Source organism: Enterobacter sp. 120016 (assembly GCF_018383635.1).
GTDB classification, from domain to species: domain Bacteria; phylum Pseudomonadota; class Gammaproteobacteria; order Enterobacterales; family Enterobacteriaceae; genus Enterobacter; species Enterobacter asburiae_D.
In genome coordinates this window covers 246,001-261,788 of sequence record NZ_JAHAWC010000004.1, presented here as the reverse complement: position 1 = coordinate 261,788, position 15,788 = coordinate 246,001, and the positions used below count along the sequence as shown (strand labels likewise).

Annotated in this window: 18 protein-coding genes; 8 read left to right on the top strand and 10 right to left on the bottom strand. The window is 53.3% G+C overall.

Translation table 11 applies throughout. The features are described 5' to 3' along the window. Positions 1-33 precede the first annotated feature (33 nt). Positions 34-1,518, top strand: coding sequence for a sensor domain-containing diguanylate cyclase (locus KIF87_RS09295; RefSeq protein WP_502757627.1), 1,485 nt, complete (start codon positions 34-36; stop codon positions 1,516-1,518). 284 nt (positions 1,519-1,802) lie between these two features. Then, a complete protein-coding gene (locus KIF87_RS09290) occupies positions 1,803-2,051 on the top strand; it encodes a GlsB/YeaQ/YmgE family stress response membrane protein (RefSeq protein ID WP_008500746.1) in 249 nt (82 codons plus the stop codon). A 129-nt stretch (positions 2,052-2,180) separates the two neighbouring features. Here the strand turns inward: KIF87_RS09290 and KIF87_RS09285 are convergent, their stop codons facing one another. Together KIF87_RS09285 and KIF87_RS09280 are read right to left on the bottom strand one after the other, a co-directional pair. Continuing rightward, on the bottom strand, positions 2,181-2,279 hold the full coding sequence (locus KIF87_RS09285) for a YoaK family small membrane protein (protein ID WP_213328562.1): 99 nt from the start codon (positions 2,277-2,279) through the stop codon (positions 2,181-2,183). Positions 2,280-2,324: 45 nt separating this feature from the next. Then, positions 2,325-3,353 (bottom strand): sensor domain-containing diguanylate cyclase, encoded by a 1,029-nt coding sequence (locus tag KIF87_RS09280; RefSeq protein ID WP_213328575.1) that lies wholly within the window; start codon positions 3,351-3,353, stop codon positions 2,325-2,327. A 309-nt stretch (positions 3,354-3,662) separates the two neighbouring features. Between KIF87_RS09280 and KIF87_RS09275 the strand changes: the two genes are divergently transcribed. Continuing rightward, entirely contained in the window at positions 3,663-3,917 is a 255-nt protein-coding gene (locus KIF87_RS09275; RefSeq protein WP_029739839.1) for a putative hemolysin, read from the top strand. An 80-nt stretch (positions 3,918-3,997) separates the two neighbouring features. Next, positions 3,998-4,303 carry a nuclear transport factor 2 family protein gene (locus tag KIF87_RS09270; protein ID WP_063142864.1) on the top strand — a complete coding sequence of 102 codons (306 nt, stop codon included), beginning with the start codon at positions 3,998-4,000 and terminating at the stop codon, positions 4,301-4,303. Here the strand turns inward: KIF87_RS09270 and KIF87_RS09265 are convergent, their stop codons facing one another. After that, the gene (locus tag KIF87_RS09265; protein ID WP_213328561.1) at positions 4,304-4,648 is read right to left on the bottom strand and encodes a DUF488 domain-containing protein; all 345 of its coding nucleotides are present in this window, start codon (positions 4,646-4,648) and stop codon (positions 4,304-4,306) included. Positions 4,649-4,749: 101 nt separating this feature from the next. Between KIF87_RS09265 and KIF87_RS09260 the strand changes: the two genes are divergently transcribed. Then, on the top strand, positions 4,750-5,460 hold the full coding sequence (locus KIF87_RS09260) for a CTP synthase C-terminal region-related (seleno)protein (RefSeq protein WP_213328560.1): 711 nt from the start codon (positions 4,750-4,752) through the stop codon (positions 5,458-5,460). A 96-nt stretch (positions 5,461-5,556) separates the two neighbouring features. Here the strand turns inward: KIF87_RS09260 and KIF87_RS09255 are convergent, their stop codons facing one another. Then, entirely contained in the window at positions 5,557-6,744 is a 1,188-nt protein-coding gene (locus KIF87_RS09255; RefSeq protein WP_213328559.1) for a CynX/NimT family MFS transporter, read from the bottom strand. Positions 6,745-6,843: 99 nt separating this feature from the next. Between KIF87_RS09255 and KIF87_RS09250 the strand changes: the two genes are divergently transcribed. Then, complete coding sequence (locus KIF87_RS09250; protein ID WP_283771121.1) at positions 6,844-7,635, top strand: AraC family transcriptional regulator; 792 nt, start codon at positions 6,844-6,846, stop codon at positions 7,633-7,635. Here the strand turns inward: KIF87_RS09250 and KIF87_RS09245 are convergent. Continuing rightward, a complete protein-coding gene (locus KIF87_RS09245; RefSeq protein ID WP_121423405.1) occupies positions 7,619-8,065 on the bottom strand; it encodes a DUF441 domain-containing protein in 447 nt (148 codons plus the stop codon). The two genes, KIF87_RS09250 and KIF87_RS09245, sit on opposite strands and share 17 nt — an antisense overlap. 144 nt (positions 8,066-8,209) lie before the next feature. Between KIF87_RS09245 and yoaI the strand changes: the two genes are divergently transcribed. Then, positions 8,210-8,314 (top strand): small membrane protein YoaI, encoded by a 105-nt coding sequence (gene yoaI / locus KIF87_RS09240; RefSeq protein ID WP_010430055.1) that lies wholly within the window; start codon positions 8,210-8,212, stop codon positions 8,312-8,314. Positions 8,315-8,335: 21 nt separating this feature from the next. Here yoaI and KIF87_RS09235 read toward each other — a convergent pair whose 3' ends face one another. The 3 genes from KIF87_RS09235 to yeaG all read right to left on the bottom strand — a co-directional run bounded on the left by KIF87_RS09235 (position 8,336) and on the right by yeaG (position 12,227). Beyond that, positions 8,336-8,836 (bottom strand): YbaK/prolyl-tRNA synthetase associated domain-containing protein, encoded by a 501-nt coding sequence (locus tag KIF87_RS09235; protein ID WP_213328558.1) that lies wholly within the window; start codon positions 8,834-8,836, stop codon positions 8,336-8,338. A 98-nt stretch (positions 8,837-8,934) separates the two neighbouring features. Continuing rightward, positions 8,935-10,218 carry a YeaH/YhbH family protein gene (locus KIF87_RS09230; RefSeq protein ID WP_024908577.1) on the bottom strand — a complete coding sequence of 428 codons (1,284 nt, stop codon included), beginning with the start codon at positions 10,216-10,218 and terminating at the stop codon, positions 8,935-8,937. 74 nt (positions 10,219-10,292) lie between these two features. Further along, entirely contained in the window at positions 10,293-12,227 is a 1,935-nt protein-coding gene (gene yeaG, locus KIF87_RS09225; RefSeq protein ID WP_008500713.1) for a protein kinase YeaG, read from the bottom strand. A 430-nt stretch (positions 12,228-12,657) separates the two neighbouring features. Between yeaG and KIF87_RS09220 the strand changes: the two genes are divergently transcribed. After that, positions 12,658-13,404 carry a MipA/OmpV family protein gene (locus tag KIF87_RS09220; RefSeq protein WP_121423406.1) on the top strand — a complete coding sequence of 249 codons (747 nt, stop codon included), beginning with the start codon at positions 12,658-12,660 and terminating at the stop codon, positions 13,402-13,404. Between the two features lie 96 nt (positions 13,405-13,500). Here KIF87_RS09220 and KIF87_RS09215 read toward each other — a convergent pair whose 3' ends face one another. Further along, the gene (locus tag KIF87_RS09215) at positions 13,501-14,385 is read right to left on the bottom strand and encodes a D-hexose-6-phosphate mutarotase (RefSeq protein ID WP_213328557.1); all 885 of its coding nucleotides are present in this window, start codon (positions 14,383-14,385) and stop codon (positions 13,501-13,503) included. Between the two features lie 547 nt (positions 14,386-14,932). Next, complete coding sequence (locus tag KIF87_RS09210; protein ID WP_236545796.1) at positions 14,933-15,574, bottom strand: Ssp6 family T6SS pore-forming effector; 642 nt, start codon at positions 15,572-15,574, stop codon at positions 14,933-14,935. Positions 15,575-15,788 lie beyond the last annotated feature (214 nt).

Sequence of the window (15,788 nt, the reverse complement as noted above, 5' to 3'; positions counted from 1 at the left end):
GAGTTGTCAGCCAGGGATGTCAGGCGTGATAAGGTGGAAAAGCTCGTGCATGTGAAAAATACTTTTTACACAACAACCATTACCGTCATCATTGTCTCATTGATCATCTCGCTGTCGCTTGCCGTCCAAATTGCCACGTCCAGGCAGCAGTCAATCCAGCAAATTAATACCAGCGTCGCTAACCTGAGCCATACCCTTGATGTCTATACCGAGGGGATCATGCGCCAGAGTGAAATGTTAATTACTACCGTTTCCGACATAATCGAAATTTATGGCATGACCCCGCAACAGGCGATCCATATTCAGTGGATGATAAATAATCAGGATAATCTTCTTTCCCAGATTAATAATGTGGTTGTTTACGATGCCAGGGGAGATATCTTTACCGCATTGCATGAAACGTTTACGGGCCCACGCAAAGGATCGGACAGGTCATTTTTTATGTATCACAAGGAAAATAAAAATCAGCAGATTTTTATTGGCGAGCCCGTAGTCAGCAGAACCAATGGTAAATGGGTCATCACCATTAGTCGGCGCCTTGAAACCCACACCGGGGCATTTAATGGTGTTGTGGTGGTGACGCTGGGTATCGAGAATTTTCTCGCGCTCTACGGGCAGATTAATATTGGTCACGCGGGGGTCATTGGCTTAACAACCGAGTCAGGCGTGCTGCTGGTCCGTTATCCTTTTAAAAATACCTATATCGGCACGATCGTTTCTGATTCACCGCTCTTCAGGAAATACCTCAAGGTACAAAATACCGGGATAGCCAGTTCCATTTCGCGGTTTGATAAAATCGAACGCATTTATGCCTATGAAAAAAACCGACGCTACGGGCTGGTCACCACCGTGGCCGTCAGCATTGATGAGGCCCTCGCTCCGTGGCGCAAGCAGGCCATTCAGCTGGCGGTACTCATTTTCGTTTTCACTGCGGTACTCATCGTCGCGTCATACTTCCTGTATTCCGACTTATCCAGAAAAGCCAGAGATAACAAGGCGCTGAAGATTATCGCTTCTGAGGATGCGCTGACCGGGCTTTACAACCGCCGCATTTTTGATGAAAAAATCCTCTCGGAAATCGCGCTTTGTGCCGCGCATGATGCACCGATTTCGATACTGATTGTGGACGTGGACTTCTTCAAAAAATACAACGATAACTACGGCCATCCGGAAGGGGATCGGTGTCTGACGCTGCTGGGAAACAGTCTCAGGAAGAGCCTTACCCGCGATAATCAGATTGTGGCGCGATATGGCGGAGAGGAGTTTGCGCTGATATTGCCTGATACGGATATTCAGGAGGCGCTTCGACTGGCGCAGACGATTATACGCAACGTGTTTTCTCTGCAAATCGCGCATGCTTTCAGCCCCTTCGGGCGGGTGACGGTAAGCGTCGGAATTTCTACCGCGCGAGCGGTCGACATCGCGGGCAGCCAGCAGAATATCATTATTGCCGCTGACCAGGCGCTCTACCAGGCAAAACGCGCAGGACGTAACCGGTACGCGTTTGTTGGGGTATGAACAGAAAAAAAAGCCCACTTAAAGTGGGCAAGAAATACTGGAAGCAATGTGAGCAATGTCGTACTGAATACCTGAGTGTTTCGCTCAACTATTCAGTGTTGAGAAAGATAATCTTTCTCAACAAAAGATGCAACCCTACAGTTTATGTGGCGCGCTCTTTTTGTTGATGAATAATTGCGCACTCTCTCATTGTGATGCCTATCACAAATTTCCTTTCTGAAATCCTGTGCTATTCTTTTTTGTGTCGTTGATTTAATGACAAAAACCATACAGAGAGGAAAGTTATGGGAATTTTATCCTGGATTATCTTTGGGCTTATTGCGGGTATTCTGGCGAAGTGGATCATGCCGGGCAAAGATGGCGGTGGATTTATCGTCACCGTAATACTGGGTATTGTCGGCGCGGTAGTTGGCGGCTGGATCAGTACGCTGTTCGGTTTTGGCAAAGTCGATGGCTTTAACTTCGGCAGCTTCGCCGTCGCGGTGATCGGTGCGCTGGTTGTGCTGTTTATCTACAGAAAAATCAAAAGCTGATCCTTAACGCGTTAAAAAAGGCTGCCGGATGGCGGCCTTTTTTACGCGGCGGGTTTACCACCAGCCAAGCTGCGTGCCGGCAAACGCCGCGAGGGCAACGATCAGCATAATGAGGGTCGTTTTTCTCATTTATGCCCCCGGAGCCGCGTAACCACCGACAAAAAACCACGCTAAAAAAAACACCGCCGTTATAAAAATAACGACCGGGAAGAGGATCCCTATTCTCATACCATCACCTGTTTCGGTTTCTATAACGCCGTAGAGTGTACGGGGTTAATCCATAGTGAGAAAGCGTGTTTTGCTTTTTCCTTTCTTATCCTGATACATCGCGATATCCGCATCGCGTAATGCGCTGTCCGGATCGGTTACCCGAGGGTCCACTTCGATAACGCCGAGGCTGGCTCCGGGGTAAATAAGATTGATGCTACCCAGCCAGTATTCACCGGCAATACAGGCGCTGAGACGCGTTTTGAGTAGGGTGACCTGCGCGTTATCTCCTTCGCTGTGGGATGTGCTCAACGACGCCACCAGAAACTCATCGCCGCCCAGCCGACCAATGATATCGTCCTGCTGTTTTTCTTCCGTCAAACGCTTGCCCACTTCAATCAGGAACTGGTCGCCAGCCTCGTGGCCGTAGCGATCGTTAATCAGCTTGAAATCATCCAGATCGATGAACGCGATGACGGTGTTACGCTTAAGGTGGCGCGCCAGCGAAAACAGGGTGGTCAGGTCTTCAAAAATGGCGCGACGGTTGGGTAAACCGGTAAGGGCATCCGTGTAAGAGTGCGCGATGAGTGCCGCATTGGCTTCGCGAAGCTGGGTCACCAGCGACTCTTTCTGAATGGACTGGGCAATCAGCCCGGCGAATAGCTTCAGCACCTGTTCACCGCGCTCGCTAAGCGGCTTTCTGGCCGTGCTGGTGGCACAGAGCGTTCCGTAGAGCGAACCATCCGAAAGATGGACAGGAATACTCATGTAGGTCGTAATGCCGAGCGCTTTCGCCGCCTCGCACTCCGGCCAGCGTTCGGGAACGTCGTTGCTGAATACGGTGTCGCTATCCAGCGCGCGCTTGCACAGGGTTTCATCCCACGGAACGCTCAGTCCCTCCGGGATTGTCATCTGCTTGCTGTTGCGGGCGTAGAGGATATGCTGCAGTCGGGCTTCGATATCTACCTTGGTGAGGTAAGTCGACTCCATGTCAGTCACGATCTCCAGCATCTCCAGCAGCTGACGAACGAGACTTTCAAGGGATTGCTCAGTGGCGAGGGTTTCTGAAACACGGGCAAGGATAATATCCGACATGACGTAGAATGACTCCCAGGCAGAAGACGTCTGCATCTGCATGTTATGCTGAGTTTTTAGACTTCAGGCATAGTAAAACATGAATATAGAAAATTTAATATATGCAGGGAGAGGGCAGCAGGATAGAAAAAAGGCCCCGTTGTTGAGACCGGGGCAAAGACATCTTGATTACGGAATGATGTTCTCTGGTCATATCGAGAACACGCCTCACTATAGTGTTGAAAAGTGCAGTTAAAATGGAGAAATCATGGAGAAAGCGGCGATGAGCCGTTACCCTTAGACTGTAATGATGTCACAAGGATCAATGAGATGAGATTTCTGCTTCTGGCGCTGGCGCTTCCCCTGGCTGCCTGCACCGCTAAAACGACCCCACCCGATGCCCCGAAACCGCCGCACGCTATCGGTATGGCGAACCCGGCCTCCGTATACTGTCTTGAGAAAGGCGGGGAACAGATCCCGGTTCAAAGCCCGCAGGGCGTACGCACGGAGTGCAAACTCCCGGGGGGCGAAGTGATTGATGAATGGACGCTCTACCGTCGCGACCATCCTCAACCCACCAGGTGACAGACGTATATTGCCTGCGATACACTTCTCTTTAGGATTATTCTTAGCCAGTCCCTGGCTACCGTTATCGTGAGAGAAGTATGTTCCAGCTTAAACCGGGCAGCATGGCGATGATCGTGGGTGCCCGCACGGCGTCAGGCCGTCGCAATATTGGTAAATCTGTTGAGCTGTTTGGCCTGTGCCAGCCTGGCCTGCGTTTCGTTAACCCGGTCAACGGTGTGATGACGCAACTCCCCGCAACTGCGGATCGCGCGCTTTGGCTGGTGACGGGTGATGTTTACGCCTTTGACAATCAGCACGGCTTTGCGTTTGTTCGCGCCGAACATCTGATGCCGCTCACCCCTGATGAAGCGCCGCAAATCCTCGATGAGATGGCGATCGGCTGATCACAGGTGGCGCAGCCAGTCGGCTAATACCAGGGCGTGATTTTGCTTCGTGTCTTTGGCAGCAAAGAGCAGGGTGACGGTCTGCCTGTTCGCCAGCGTCGCCAGACGCCTTCCCTCGTCAGCGTGCTGCGCCAGCTCTTCCCGATAGGCCTTACTGAAGGCGGCGAAATCAATGGTTTCGCTATGAAAGGCCTTGCGTAATTCATTCGAGGGCGTGAGCGCTTTACACCATTCATCATACGCGAGGTCCGTTTTCTTGACCCCGCGCGGCCACAGCTTGTCCACCAGCACCCGATAGCCGTCGTCCGGAGCTGCCTGTTCGTACACGCGTTTGCATTGAATCATGATTCCACCCTCCCAATTTAAGGTATTGTGATAATTGCAGAAGATCGGTAGTCTGAGGTTCCTTATGTTATCTGATAATACTCTGGCATAAGGAACCTTTCATGGAACACCTCCCGGTTAAAACGACGCTGCGCATTGCGCTGGTTGGCGATTACAATCCCAGTGTTATTGCGCATCAGGCGATCCCGCTGGCCATTGACGACGCCGCCGCAGTCCTTGACCTCACCGCCGATTACGACTGGCTTGCCACCACGGAGCTGACAAGCCCTGAAGATCTGGTGGGCTACGATGCCATCTGGCTGGTTCCCGCCAGCCCCTATAAAAATACCGAGGCCGCTTTTATCGCCGCGCGCTACGCCCGTGAAAACAGCATTCCGTTCCTTGGCACCTGCGGTGGATTCCAGCATGCGCTGATTGAGTATGCCCGCAATGTGTTGGGCTGGGCCGATGCGGCACATGCTGAGACGGATAGCGAAGGCACCATGGTGATTGCGCCGCTGGCCTGCTCGCTGGTGGAAAAAACCGATGCCATTGAGCTGCGCAAAAATACGCTGATCGCAAAAGCGTACGGCAAGCCTGAAATTGAAGAGGGGTATCACTGTAACTATGGCGTGTCGCCAGCGTTTGCCCAGGCGCTGGAAAGCGGTGATATGCACGTTACGGGCTGGGACGAACAGGGGGAAATTCGCGCCGCAGAACTGGTTACGCACCCGTTCTTCGTGATCACCTTATTCCAGCATGAGCGTAGTGCGCTGGAGGGACGCCCGGTCGTGCTGGTGCAGGCGATGCTGCGCGCGGCGCGCGATTCATAACGTCGTCGCTTCTCTTGCCGGGTGGCGCTGCGCTTACCCGGCCTACAATTCTGCGCGCGGGTAAGAAAAGGCAGACCCGGTGGTCTGCCTCTGGATTTAACGCGGTGCGATCTCCCGGTCTCGCCCGGCAAGCACGCCGCAAACAGCCATTATCACGGCGGCCAGGGCGCAGCCCAGGAGCGGTATCCGCCAGTCTCCCGCGCTATCGTGAATTTTCCCCATCAGCGGAGGGCCGCAGGCGGCGAGCAGATAGCCAATCGACTGCGCCATGCCGGAGAGCGCCGCGGCCTGGTGCGCGGAGCTGGCGCGCAGACCGATGAACGTCAGACCGAGGATCATCGTTGCCCCTGTGCCAAAGCCAAACACCAGCGTCCACATCACCGCCATGCCAGGCATAAACCATAGCCCCGCCGCGCTTACCGCGCACAGCAGCGCCACTGCGCCTGCAATGGCCCGCTGATCTTTCAGACGGTGGAGGACCAGCGGCACGGCAAGCCCCGGCACGGCCGTGGCCAGCTGCAGCAGCCCGTGCACCGAGCCGGCCTGCGCTTCGCTGTAGCCGTGGCTAAGCAATATCGCCGGCAGCCAGCCGATGATGACGTAGTAAATCAGCGAGTTAATCCCTAAAAAAAGCGTCACCTGCCAGGCGAGGGCCGAGCGCCAGATGGCGCGATTATGCAGTGCGCCAGCGCCCGTTACCGTTGCAACGTGTTTCTGACGCCACTGGGGCAGCCAGAGCAGCAGCGCGACCAGCGGAAACGCCATCAGCATCAGCAGTGCGCCATGCCAGCCCGCGCTACCCTGCGCCAGGGGAACAATCATCGCTGAGCCAAACGCCGCCGAGACGCCCATTGTCAGGGAATAGGCCCCGGTGAGTCGTGCCACCTGGCCCGGGAAGTCACGTTTGATTAATCCGGGTAACAGCACGTTCCCGAGCGCAATCCCGCAGCCGATAACCGCGGTTCCGGTGAAAAGCAGCGCGGCGGAAGGCAGCGAGCGAACCGCAATTCCGGCGCAAATCAGCAGCAGGGCGATAAACAGGCTGCGCTCCATGCCGATGCGTCGGGCAACGCCTGCGGCGAGCGGCGAGACGAGGGCGAAAGCCAGCAGGGGCAGGGTGGTCAGCAGACCGGTTTGCGCCGTGCTTAAGCCATAATCAAGACGAATAGTGTCGAGCAGCGGGGCTGCGCCGGTAAAGGTGACGCGAAGCGTAGTGGCAATCATCAGGATGCCTGCAATCAACAGCGCGCCGTGTTTTCCTGAGGTGCGAATAGCAGTAGTCATTATGTTCTCATACGTTCAAGCGAGGGCACACAATACCGATTTTCTCAGCGGTTGAAATCAGGCTAAAATGACAGTTTATCGCTAAAATCGGACAAACTGATGATTGGTTTGGGACTGGACGGCTATGATCCCGATAGCCAGCACGATGCGGCCGTCGCGTTTCGCATCCGCGTGGTGGCGGAAGAACAACATATTCCCCGACATCATCACCGTAAGGGGCAGCTGATCCTGGCCCTCGGCGGCGCGATCACCTGCGAAGTGGAAAATGCCATGCTGATGGTTCCGCCCCAGTACGCCGTCTGGATCCCCGGCCAAATGCCGCACAGCAACAGGGCCACGCCGGGCGCGCAGCTCTGCTTTCTGTTCATTGAGCCGGGGGCGGCAAGCTTGCCGGACCGCTGCTGCACCCTGAAAATCTCTCCTCTGGTGCGGGAGCTGATTTTATCCCTGGCGGAAAAATCGCGTGAACAACTTCCTCTTGCGGCCACATCGCGTCTGGTGGACGTCCTGTTTGACGAGCTGCCGCTCCAGCGTCAGGAGCATCTGCAGCTGCCCGTCTCGCCCCATCCTAAAATTCGGCTGATGAGCGAGAAAATGGCGGAAGAGCCTGCCGCCTGGCAAACGCTGGCGCAGTGGGCGAGCCATTTTGCCATGAGCGAACGCAGCCTGGCGCGGCTGGTGGTGAAAGAGACCGGCTTAAGCTTTCGCCGCTGGCGTCACCAGCTGCAGCTGATCGTGGCGTTACAGCATTTGATTAGTGGGAAATCGGTACAGCAGGTGGCACAGTCACTGGGATATGACTCTACCACCGCGTTTATCACCATGTTCAGAAAGGGATTGGGCCAGACGCCGGCGCGTTATATGGCCAGCCTGACTACGACTTCCCGATAAACAGAGAGACAAGGCCTGCCGCAATCAGCGGCCCCACCGGAACGCCGCGGAAGATCGCCACGCCCAGAACGGTCCCCACCAGCAGACCCGCCACTATCGAGGGCTGGCTGCTCATCAGCGTAACGCCGCGTCCGCCCAGCCACGAAACAAAAATCCCCACCGCGATCGCTACCAGCGATTTCCAGTTTACAAACGAGTGCAGCAGGGTTGAGGCGGGAAGCGTACCGCTGGCGATGGGCGCCATTACCCCGATGGTTAAAATGATGATCCCGATGGTGAGGCCTTGTTTTTCTATCCACGGGAAAAAGCTATTTAACGGGGTCACGCGAACAATAATCAGCACCAGAATCGAGATGGCGACGGTGGTGTTATGGCTGACAAAGCCGAGCGCGGCGAGTGCCAGAAGAATGAGCAGAGTAGGGTCAAACATAGGGAATCCTTGCCAAATAATTAACCTGCTTACTGTACGCGCAAACGCGACGCAGGACAGTTTTAAAAAGATTTTATTGTTGTCATAACCTTGTCATTTACGCGGATTAAAACGGAGGGAGATATCGCAAAAGGGGTCGCCATCATGAACGATCACATGTTTGTTGAAACGCTGATTATCTCCTCATCGTTTTTCGCTATTGCCGTTATTCTCGTCGCCTCCGTGCTGTTCCTGGAAAGAAAAGGCTGACAGGGTCGCCAGCCATTGCGGTTACGCTTTATGGAAGTTTACAAGCTCAGGACGGGCGATGCGCAGGTAATCCTGGGTATCCATAATCACGGATTTCTCCAGCAGGCCGGCGTTAAACGCGATTTCGTCAAAACGCTCGAACAGCAGCGGGTCGGCAACCAGTGCCAAATCAGGATGGAAGCTAAAGGGCGGGATAGCGCCGAAAACGCAGGCGGTCAGGGTATCGACCTCGGCCGGGCTGGCGAGGGAGGCCTTCAGCCCGCCAAAATGGCTGGCAAGCTGGCTCAGGTCAGCCTGCAGATCGGCGGCGAGGATCGCCAGAACGTGTTTTTTTACACCGTTTCCCTGCACCTTGCAGACCAGGGCTTTTGCGCCTTGCCGCAGATCGGTCCCGCGAATTTCACTTACCGCTTCACATTTCCCGACCGCCTCGTGCTCCATGACGCGAAACCGCGCGCCCTGCTCGGTGAGTAAGGTAATCAGTTGCTGGTGGGGTCCTGCCCCAATAACGTCGTCAGTCATAACGATTTCCCGGTGATAATCCAGTATGCAGCGTTCTACATTAGCACGGGATGAGCGGGGTCGAAAGAAAACAGCCAGCGGGTTCGCTGGCTGTTGGATTATGCGTTGCTGGTAGAAGATTGCTTGTGGAACAGCTCCCTGAACACCGGATAAATATCATCCTGGTCACGGATATGCTGCATGGCAAAATTATCGAACATCGATTGCAGATGTTCATACTCCCGCCACAGGGTCTGGTGCGCGCGACGGGTGATTTCGATATAGCTGTAGTAACGCACTACCGGCAGAATTTTCTTCGCCAGAATCTCGTGACACAGCGGTGAGTCGTCGGCCCAGTTATCACCGTCCGACGCCTGCGCGGCATAAATATTCCACTGCGACGGGTCGTAACGCTCTTTCACCACTTCATCCATCAACTTCAGGGCGCTTGATACGATGGTCCCGCCGGTCTCCTGCGAGTAGAAGAACTCATGTTCATCCACCTCTTTCGCCTGAGTGTGGTGGCGGATATAGACCACCTCCACGTTCTTATAGGTTCTGCTCAGGAACAGGTAGAGCAGAATATAAAAACGCTTCGCCATATCCTTGGTGGCCTGGTCCATCGAGCCAGACACGTCCATCAGACAGAACATCACCGCCTGGCTGGAGGGTTCAGGCCGTTTTTCGTAGTTCTTGTAGCGCAGGTCAAAGGTGTCGATAAACGGTACCCGTTCGATCTTCGCCCTCAGCTCGGCAATCTCTTTACGCAGGCGCTCCTCTTCCAGCAGTTGCGCCGGTTCCGTGTTTTCCACGACCTTCAGGCTGCTCTCCAGCTCGCGCAGTTCGCGACGTTTGCCCGCCGTCATCGCCGTGCGTCGCGCCAGTGAATTCTGCAACGAACGCACGACGCTGATATTGGCGGGCACGCCGTTGGCGGTATAGCCCGCGCGATGGGTTTTATATTCATTAAGCTGACGATGCTGATTCTTTTTCAGATTCGGCAGCGCCAGGTCTTCAAACAGCAGGTCGAGATACTCATCTTTCGAAATCTGGAAGACAAATTCGTCCTGACCTTCACCGTCCTGGCTGGCCTGTCCCTGACCGCTTCCTGAACCACCGCCGCCGCCCTGAGGACGCTCAATTCTGTCGTTCTGAACGAAGTGGTCATTACCTGGGTGTACGCGATGGCGCAGGCCGCCTCGCCCCTGATGAAACATCGGTTCGCTGATGTCATCGGTGGGGATGGAGACAGATTCGCCGCTGTCGACGTCGGTCACCGAGCGTTTGTTGATGGCCTCGGAGATAGACTGTTTAATTTGCGCTTTATAACGACGCAAGAAGCGCTGGCGGTTCACCGTGCTCTTGTTTTTGCCGTTAAGACGCCGGTCAATAAACCAGGTCATATACCCCCCGTACTGCATTTGCCAACTTGCATTTTGTAGGCCCGGCAAGCGCTAACCGCTACCGGGCACTTGTTTTAAGACGATTTACGCACGCGCAGATACCATTCGCAGAGCAGGCGGACCTGCTTGCGGGTGTAGCCTTTTTCCATCATACGGTCGACAAAATCGTCGTGCTTTTTCTGCTCATCGGTTGAGGTTTTGGCGTTAAACGAGATCACCGGCAGCAGCTCTTCGGTATTAGAGAACATTTTCTTCTCAATGACCGTGCGCAGCTTCTCGTAGCTGGTCCAGTTCGGATTGCGCCCGTTGTTATGCGCTCTGGCGCGCAGGACGAAGTTCACAATCTCGTTACGGAAGTCTTTCGGGTTGCTGATCCCGGCAGGCTTCTCGATTTTTTCCAGCTCCGCGTTCAGGGATTCACGGTCAAACAGCTGGCCGGTATCCGGGTCGCGGTACTCCTGATCCTGGATCCAGAAGTCAGCATAGGTGACATAACGGTCGAAAATGTTCTGCCCGTATTCTGAATAGGATTCCAGGTAGGCCGTCTGGATCTCTTTGCCAATGAACTCGGCGTATTTCGGGATCAGGTAACCTTTGAGGAACTCAAGGTAGCGTTCAGCCTGCTCCTGCGGGAACTGCTCGCGCTCGATTTGTTGTTCCAGCACGTAGAACAGATGAACCGGGTTGGCCGCCACTTCCGCGTGGTCAAAGTTAAAGACGCGGGAGAGGATCTTGAACGCGAAACGCGTGGACAGACCGTTCATCCCCTCATCAACTCCGGCATAGTCGCGGTATTCCTGATACGACTTCGCTTTAGGGTCGGTATCTTTCAGGCTTTCACCGTCATAGACGCGCATTTTCGAATAGATGCTGGAGTTTTCCGGCTCTTTCAGACGCGAAAGGATGGAGAAGCGTGACAGCGTTTCCAGCGTGCCGGGCGCGCAGGGGGCATGCACCAGCTCACTGTGGTTAAGCAGTTTCTCGTAAATTTTGATCTCTTCGGAGATCCGCAGGCAATAAGGCACCTTGACGATGTACACGCGGTCAAGGAAGGCCTCATTGTTTTTGTTATTACGGAAGGTCACCCATTCAGATTCGTTCGAGTGGGCGAGAATAATCCCGTTAAACGGTAGGGCGGAGATACCTTCCGTCCCGTTGTAGTTACCTTCCTGGGTCGCCGTCAGCAGAGGATGCAGCACTTTAATCGGTGCTTTAAACATCTCGACGAATTCCATAATCCCCTGGTTCGCGCGGCACAGCGCGCCTGAGTAACCGTAGGCATCCGGATCGTTTTGCGCGAAGTTTTCCAGCTTGCGGATGTCGACTTTACCCACCAGCGCCGAGATGTCCTGGTTGTTCTCATCACCGGGTTCTGTTTTGGCGATGGCGATCTGTTCAAGGATAGATGGCCAGACTTTCACCACGCGGAACTTGGTGATATCGCCACCAAACTCGTGCAGGCGTTTTGCCGCCCACGGCGACATAATGGTGCCGAGGTAGCGACGCGGGATGCCATACTCTTTATCCAGAATCTGCGCATCTTCCTGCGGATTGAACAGGCACAGCGGATGGTCGTTCACCGGGCTGCGTTCACCGTTGGCGCTCAGTACATAGATAGGCACGCGCTGCATCAGCGACTTAAGGCGTTCAGCCAGCGAGGATTTACCGCCACCCACCGGGCCGAGTAAATAGAGGATCTGTTTCTTCTCTTCCAGACCCTGAGCGGCATGCTTCAGATAGGAGACAATCTGTTCGATGGCATCTTCCATACCATAGAACTCTTCAAACGCCGGGTATCGGGCGACCACCCGATTCGAAAAGAGACGGGAAAGCCGAGGCTCCAGGGCAGTGTCAACCATGTTTGGCTCACCAATAGCCATTAATAGCCGTTCTGCCGCGTTGGCATAGGCACTGCGATCTTGCCGACAGATGGTAAGAAACTCCTGCAGTGTGAACTCTTCGTCCTTGGCAGCTTCATAGCGCTGGCGATAGTGATCGAATATATTCATGGCATGCCGTCCTTTCGTTTTTTAGCACAGGATAAGAGCCGTTCGTATGAGTAGTGGAGGCTCCCGGAAGAGAATCTCTCGCACCTCACTGCCAGAGCAGCAACCTGTGTGCCAGGTCAGACGCTAAGAACCGCAGGTGTTCAGGAAAACTCTTCTTAAATTAAAGCGTAGATGGCATTTGCAAAACTTGCATGCCCAGAAAATCTACTTTCAATGACATATCAATAACTCATCCAAAAATTTCCACTGTCGTTATAAGACAAATGCACGTTTTTCATTCAGCGGTCATATAAATGAAAGCGGGCTGTCATCTGAAAAGTTAAAAATAACGGGTTAATCAGACTGATTAGCAGGCAAAAAATTTTGGGATGTACGGGAATGGCGGTTACACTTCATCCGCTGATTATTTGACTACAGGAAAGAATGGATTGTGACCAAACTCAAACTTCTGGCATTGGGCATCCTTGCCGCGACCGCAGTGAACACCGCACAGGCGGAAAGTCAGTGGACGGTTGGCGCGGGTGTTGGCGTCATTAACAGCCCGTACAAACAGTATGACCGTGATGTGTATCCTGTTCCCGTTATCACCTATGAAGGCGATAACGTCTGGTTCCGCGGGCTCGGCGGCGGCTACTATCTCTGGAACGATAAGGCCGACAAGCTCTCCATCATGGCCTACTACGATCCAACGCACTTCAAGCCGGGTGACAGCGACAGCCACGCGCTTCGCCAGCTCGACAAGCGCAAAAGCTCGATGATGGCCGGGCTCTCATACGTGCATAACACCCAGTATGGCTTCCTGCGTACGGCCCTGGCGGGTGATACGCTGGATAACAGCAACGGCTTTATCTGGGATCTGGCGTGGTTATATCGCTATACCAACGGTGGGCTGACTCTGACGCCGGGTATCGGTGTGCAATACAACAGCGAGAACTACAACGACTACTACTATGGCGTCTCTAAAAACGAGTCCCGCCGCAGTGGCCTGAAAAGTTATAGTGCAGATGACGGCTGGGATCCTTACCTGGAGCTGACCGCGAGCTACAACTTCCTTGGCGACTGGAGCGTGTACGGTACCGGCCGCTATGAGCGTCTTAGCGACGAAGTGAAGGATAGCCCGATGGTCGACAAATCCTGGGCAGGTATTTTCTCTGTCGGCGTGAGCTACAAGTTCTGATTGCGCACTAATATTGTGCAATTGATGCATTAAAACGGGGCGCTCGCGCCCCGTTTGCTTTAATGTGGTGCAGTGAAGCGGGGGAGGTGAAATGCCTTAGCGTTTCACAATCTTAATTGTTTGCCCTAAACGAGACGGTTTTTCGTCGCTCGCTTTTTGCGGCGTGCTCACGCACGCGGTTTCCACGCAGACAAACGTTTTATACCCTTCATCCGTCATGTCGGCCATGCTGACGGACAGCGCCGGACCCGGGTTCCAGCCCACCACGTCGCTGTGATGATGATGAACCACTTCAATTGCGCGGTTCAGCGCGCCGTCGTGGATCACGCTGCACGCTTCCGGGTGCAGGTAGACGCGGTCGGTACGGTCAGGGAACGTCTGTACGCCGTCGCTCAGTTTACCTTCTTTGGCGTTATCCACTTTGTCGATAAAGGTATCGCCAAGACCACTCACCTTCACTGCGCTGATATCACCCACGTTGAAGTAGGTATGCAGGGCTGCGGTGGTTTCAAACTCACCGTGGGCTTCCAGTTCGATTTCACAGGTTTTACCCAGCTTAAAGCGGGCGTACAGGGTGAAATCGTGCGGCCAGAGGGCGCGGGTTTCATCATTAGCCTGCAGCTCAAAGGTCAGCACGGCGCCGTTGTCATCTTCATTATGTGCTTTCAGCGTCCACTGCTGGTTACGGGCAAAACCGTGAGACGGCAAACCCGGCTGCGCGGACGGGCCGAACCACGGCCAGCAGATCGGCACGCCACCGCGAATAGCCGCCCCTTTTTTGAAGGAGGTCGCATCGCTCAGCCACAAACCTTCGGCTTCGCCTTCCGGTTTCCAGGAGAGCAGGTGGGCGCCGTTCAGCGCCACGGACGTTTTGACGCGCGGATGGTCAACGACGATAACGTCGGCACCGTCAATCTGACGGCGGGAGAGCACAGGGGTAAGTTGTTCGACTACCGGAAGTGCAAAAATTTTATTAATCATTAAGCAATCCTCTGTCTTAAAAATAAAAAAGGCGACCGAAGTGGCCCATCGTGATTTGGTGAATTCAGTAAGCTACTGTTTTTGCAGTAATGTGGTCACAACATTCTACAGCATAAAACCACGCCTAACATCAGTGATTGGGGCAATTGTTAAACCACGCCTCACATATGCAGCGACAGAAGGTAGACGGAAGCGGATCCGAGACGGCGAAGAAAAAATGTCTGCTCCGCCGATCCTGGGAGTGGGTGAAATTCAATGGGAGCAGACATGTCTGGTTCTTTAGCATCACACCCACCGATGGAGGGCTTAATGACAGGGGGAGGGTAGTGAGACCATCATCGTTCGTCAAATATCTTAAGGATAGCTATTCGGTATATAAAGTAACCAACGATAATGAGAGCAACAGACGCTCCGCCCCAGATGAATCGGGATTCATCTTTTGAAAATGAAAAGAAATAAATACAGAACAATAGGCCAGCAGAAGCAATCCCCATCCCTAATCCACGCAAGATTCGGGATGCTATAAATCTGATAGAGTCTTGTACGTTCATAATCCACCGAAAAAATATTTGCACATCTCATTAAATTCTTGCTTGTTAACATCTGCCATACTGCAAGCGTCAATGAAAGGTTTCAATTTATCTTCAACAAGGAAGTAAAGAAGATCCAAATCACCCATCCCTTTAAGTCGGTAGTAAAGAGCGGGGTTCTGGTTTTCAAGTTTGCGGGCTGTGTAGATGGCCCTGGAGGTCTCGGCACCAATGGTGAGAACACTTCCGAGTACCACTCCAGAAGCAAAGGAAACCATTATCTGTGAGGATATCGCTGCACCTAGTTTTATTCCGGTTAACTCTGCAAATATAAATTTACCAGCCATTACGCCAGTAAAATTTTGCGCAATCCCCTGAACATCATCCATATTAACTTTTGACATGAACTCTCTGACAACGACATTTACTATCTTTTGAGCCTCCTGATTGAGTGACATACCTCGTTTGAGCATGTTCGCCATTCGAACCCGATCATCAAAGTTAGAATGACGATGGGTTGTATCCAGGAAATCATAGCCTAGATAATACATGCTGACGGGGAAGGAGAGCATGCCATGAGCAATTGAAACCAAAAATCCGGAGTCGTCCGCATTAAGGCTTTTCAGCATTCTTTTTGCTAATATTTTCGCGCTGTCCATTTTATATACTCCCTCAAATGACAATCTTTCTCCCAGAGACATAAAATCATAAGGCAGAAATGGGGGAAAGGTTTTTATACCCATTTTTATGAGGGGAGTGAGTGATATTCACTATGATAGTGGGCAGTATGCGGTTTATGGAGATGATAAAAATGATATTAAACAACAATTTAAACCAATAAAAAAAGGCGACCGAAGTCGCCTTTTTGGATCA

Excerpts from the sequence above, each read along its gene's own strand:
- KIF87_RS09290 (WP_008500746.1), top strand. The coding sequence starts at position 1,803 with ATGGGAATTTTATCCTGGATTATCTTTGGGCTTATTGCGGGTATTCTG.
- KIF87_RS09285 (WP_213328562.1), bottom strand. The coding sequence starts at position 2,279 with ATGAGAATAGGGATCCTCTTCCCGGTCGTTATTTTTATAACGGCGGTG.
- KIF87_RS09280 (WP_213328575.1), bottom strand. The coding sequence starts at position 3,353 with ATGTCGGATATTATCCTTGCCCGTGTTTCAGAAACCCTCGCCACTGAG.
- KIF87_RS09275 (WP_029739839.1), top strand. The coding sequence starts at position 3,663 with ATGAGATTTCTGCTTCTGGCGCTGGCGCTTCCCCTGGCTGCCTGCACC.
- KIF87_RS09270 (WP_063142864.1), top strand. The coding sequence starts at position 3,998 with ATGTTCCAGCTTAAACCGGGCAGCATGGCGATGATCGTGGGTGCCCGC.
- KIF87_RS09265 (WP_213328561.1), bottom strand. The coding sequence starts at position 4,648 with ATGATTCAATGCAAACGCGTGTACGAACAGGCAGCTCCGGACGACGGC.
- KIF87_RS09260 (WP_213328560.1), top strand. The coding sequence starts at position 4,750 with ATGGAACACCTCCCGGTTAAAACGACGCTGCGCATTGCGCTGGTTGGC.
- KIF87_RS09255 (WP_213328559.1), bottom strand. The coding sequence starts at position 6,744 with ATGACTACTGCTATTCGCACCTCAGGAAAACACGGCGCGCTGTTGATT.
- KIF87_RS09250 (WP_283771121.1), top strand. The coding sequence starts at position 6,844 with ATGATTGGTTTGGGACTGGACGGCTATGATCCCGATAGCCAGCACGAT.
- KIF87_RS09245 (WP_121423405.1), bottom strand. The coding sequence starts at position 8,065 with ATGTTTGACCCTACTCTGCTCATTCTTCTGGCACTCGCCGCGCTCGGC.
- yoaI (WP_010430055.1), top strand. The coding sequence starts at position 8,210 with ATGAACGATCACATGTTTGTTGAAACGCTGATTATCTCCTCATCGTTT.
- KIF87_RS09235 (WP_213328558.1), bottom strand. The coding sequence starts at position 8,836 with ATGACTGACGACGTTATTGGGGCAGGACCCCACCAGCAACTGATTACC.
- KIF87_RS09230 (WP_024908577.1), bottom strand. The coding sequence starts at position 10,218 with ATGACCTGGTTTATTGACCGGCGTCTTAACGGCAAAAACAAGAGCACG.
- yeaG (WP_008500713.1), bottom strand. The coding sequence starts at position 12,227 with ATGAATATATTCGATCACTATCGCCAGCGCTATGAAGCTGCCAAGGAC.
- KIF87_RS09215 (WP_213328557.1), bottom strand. The coding sequence starts at position 14,385 with ATGATTAATAAAATTTTTGCACTTCCGGTAGTCGAACAACTTACCCCT.
- KIF87_RS09210 (WP_236545796.1), bottom strand. The coding sequence starts at position 15,574 with ATGGACAGCGCGAAAATATTAGCAAAAAGAATGCTGAAAAGCCTTAAT.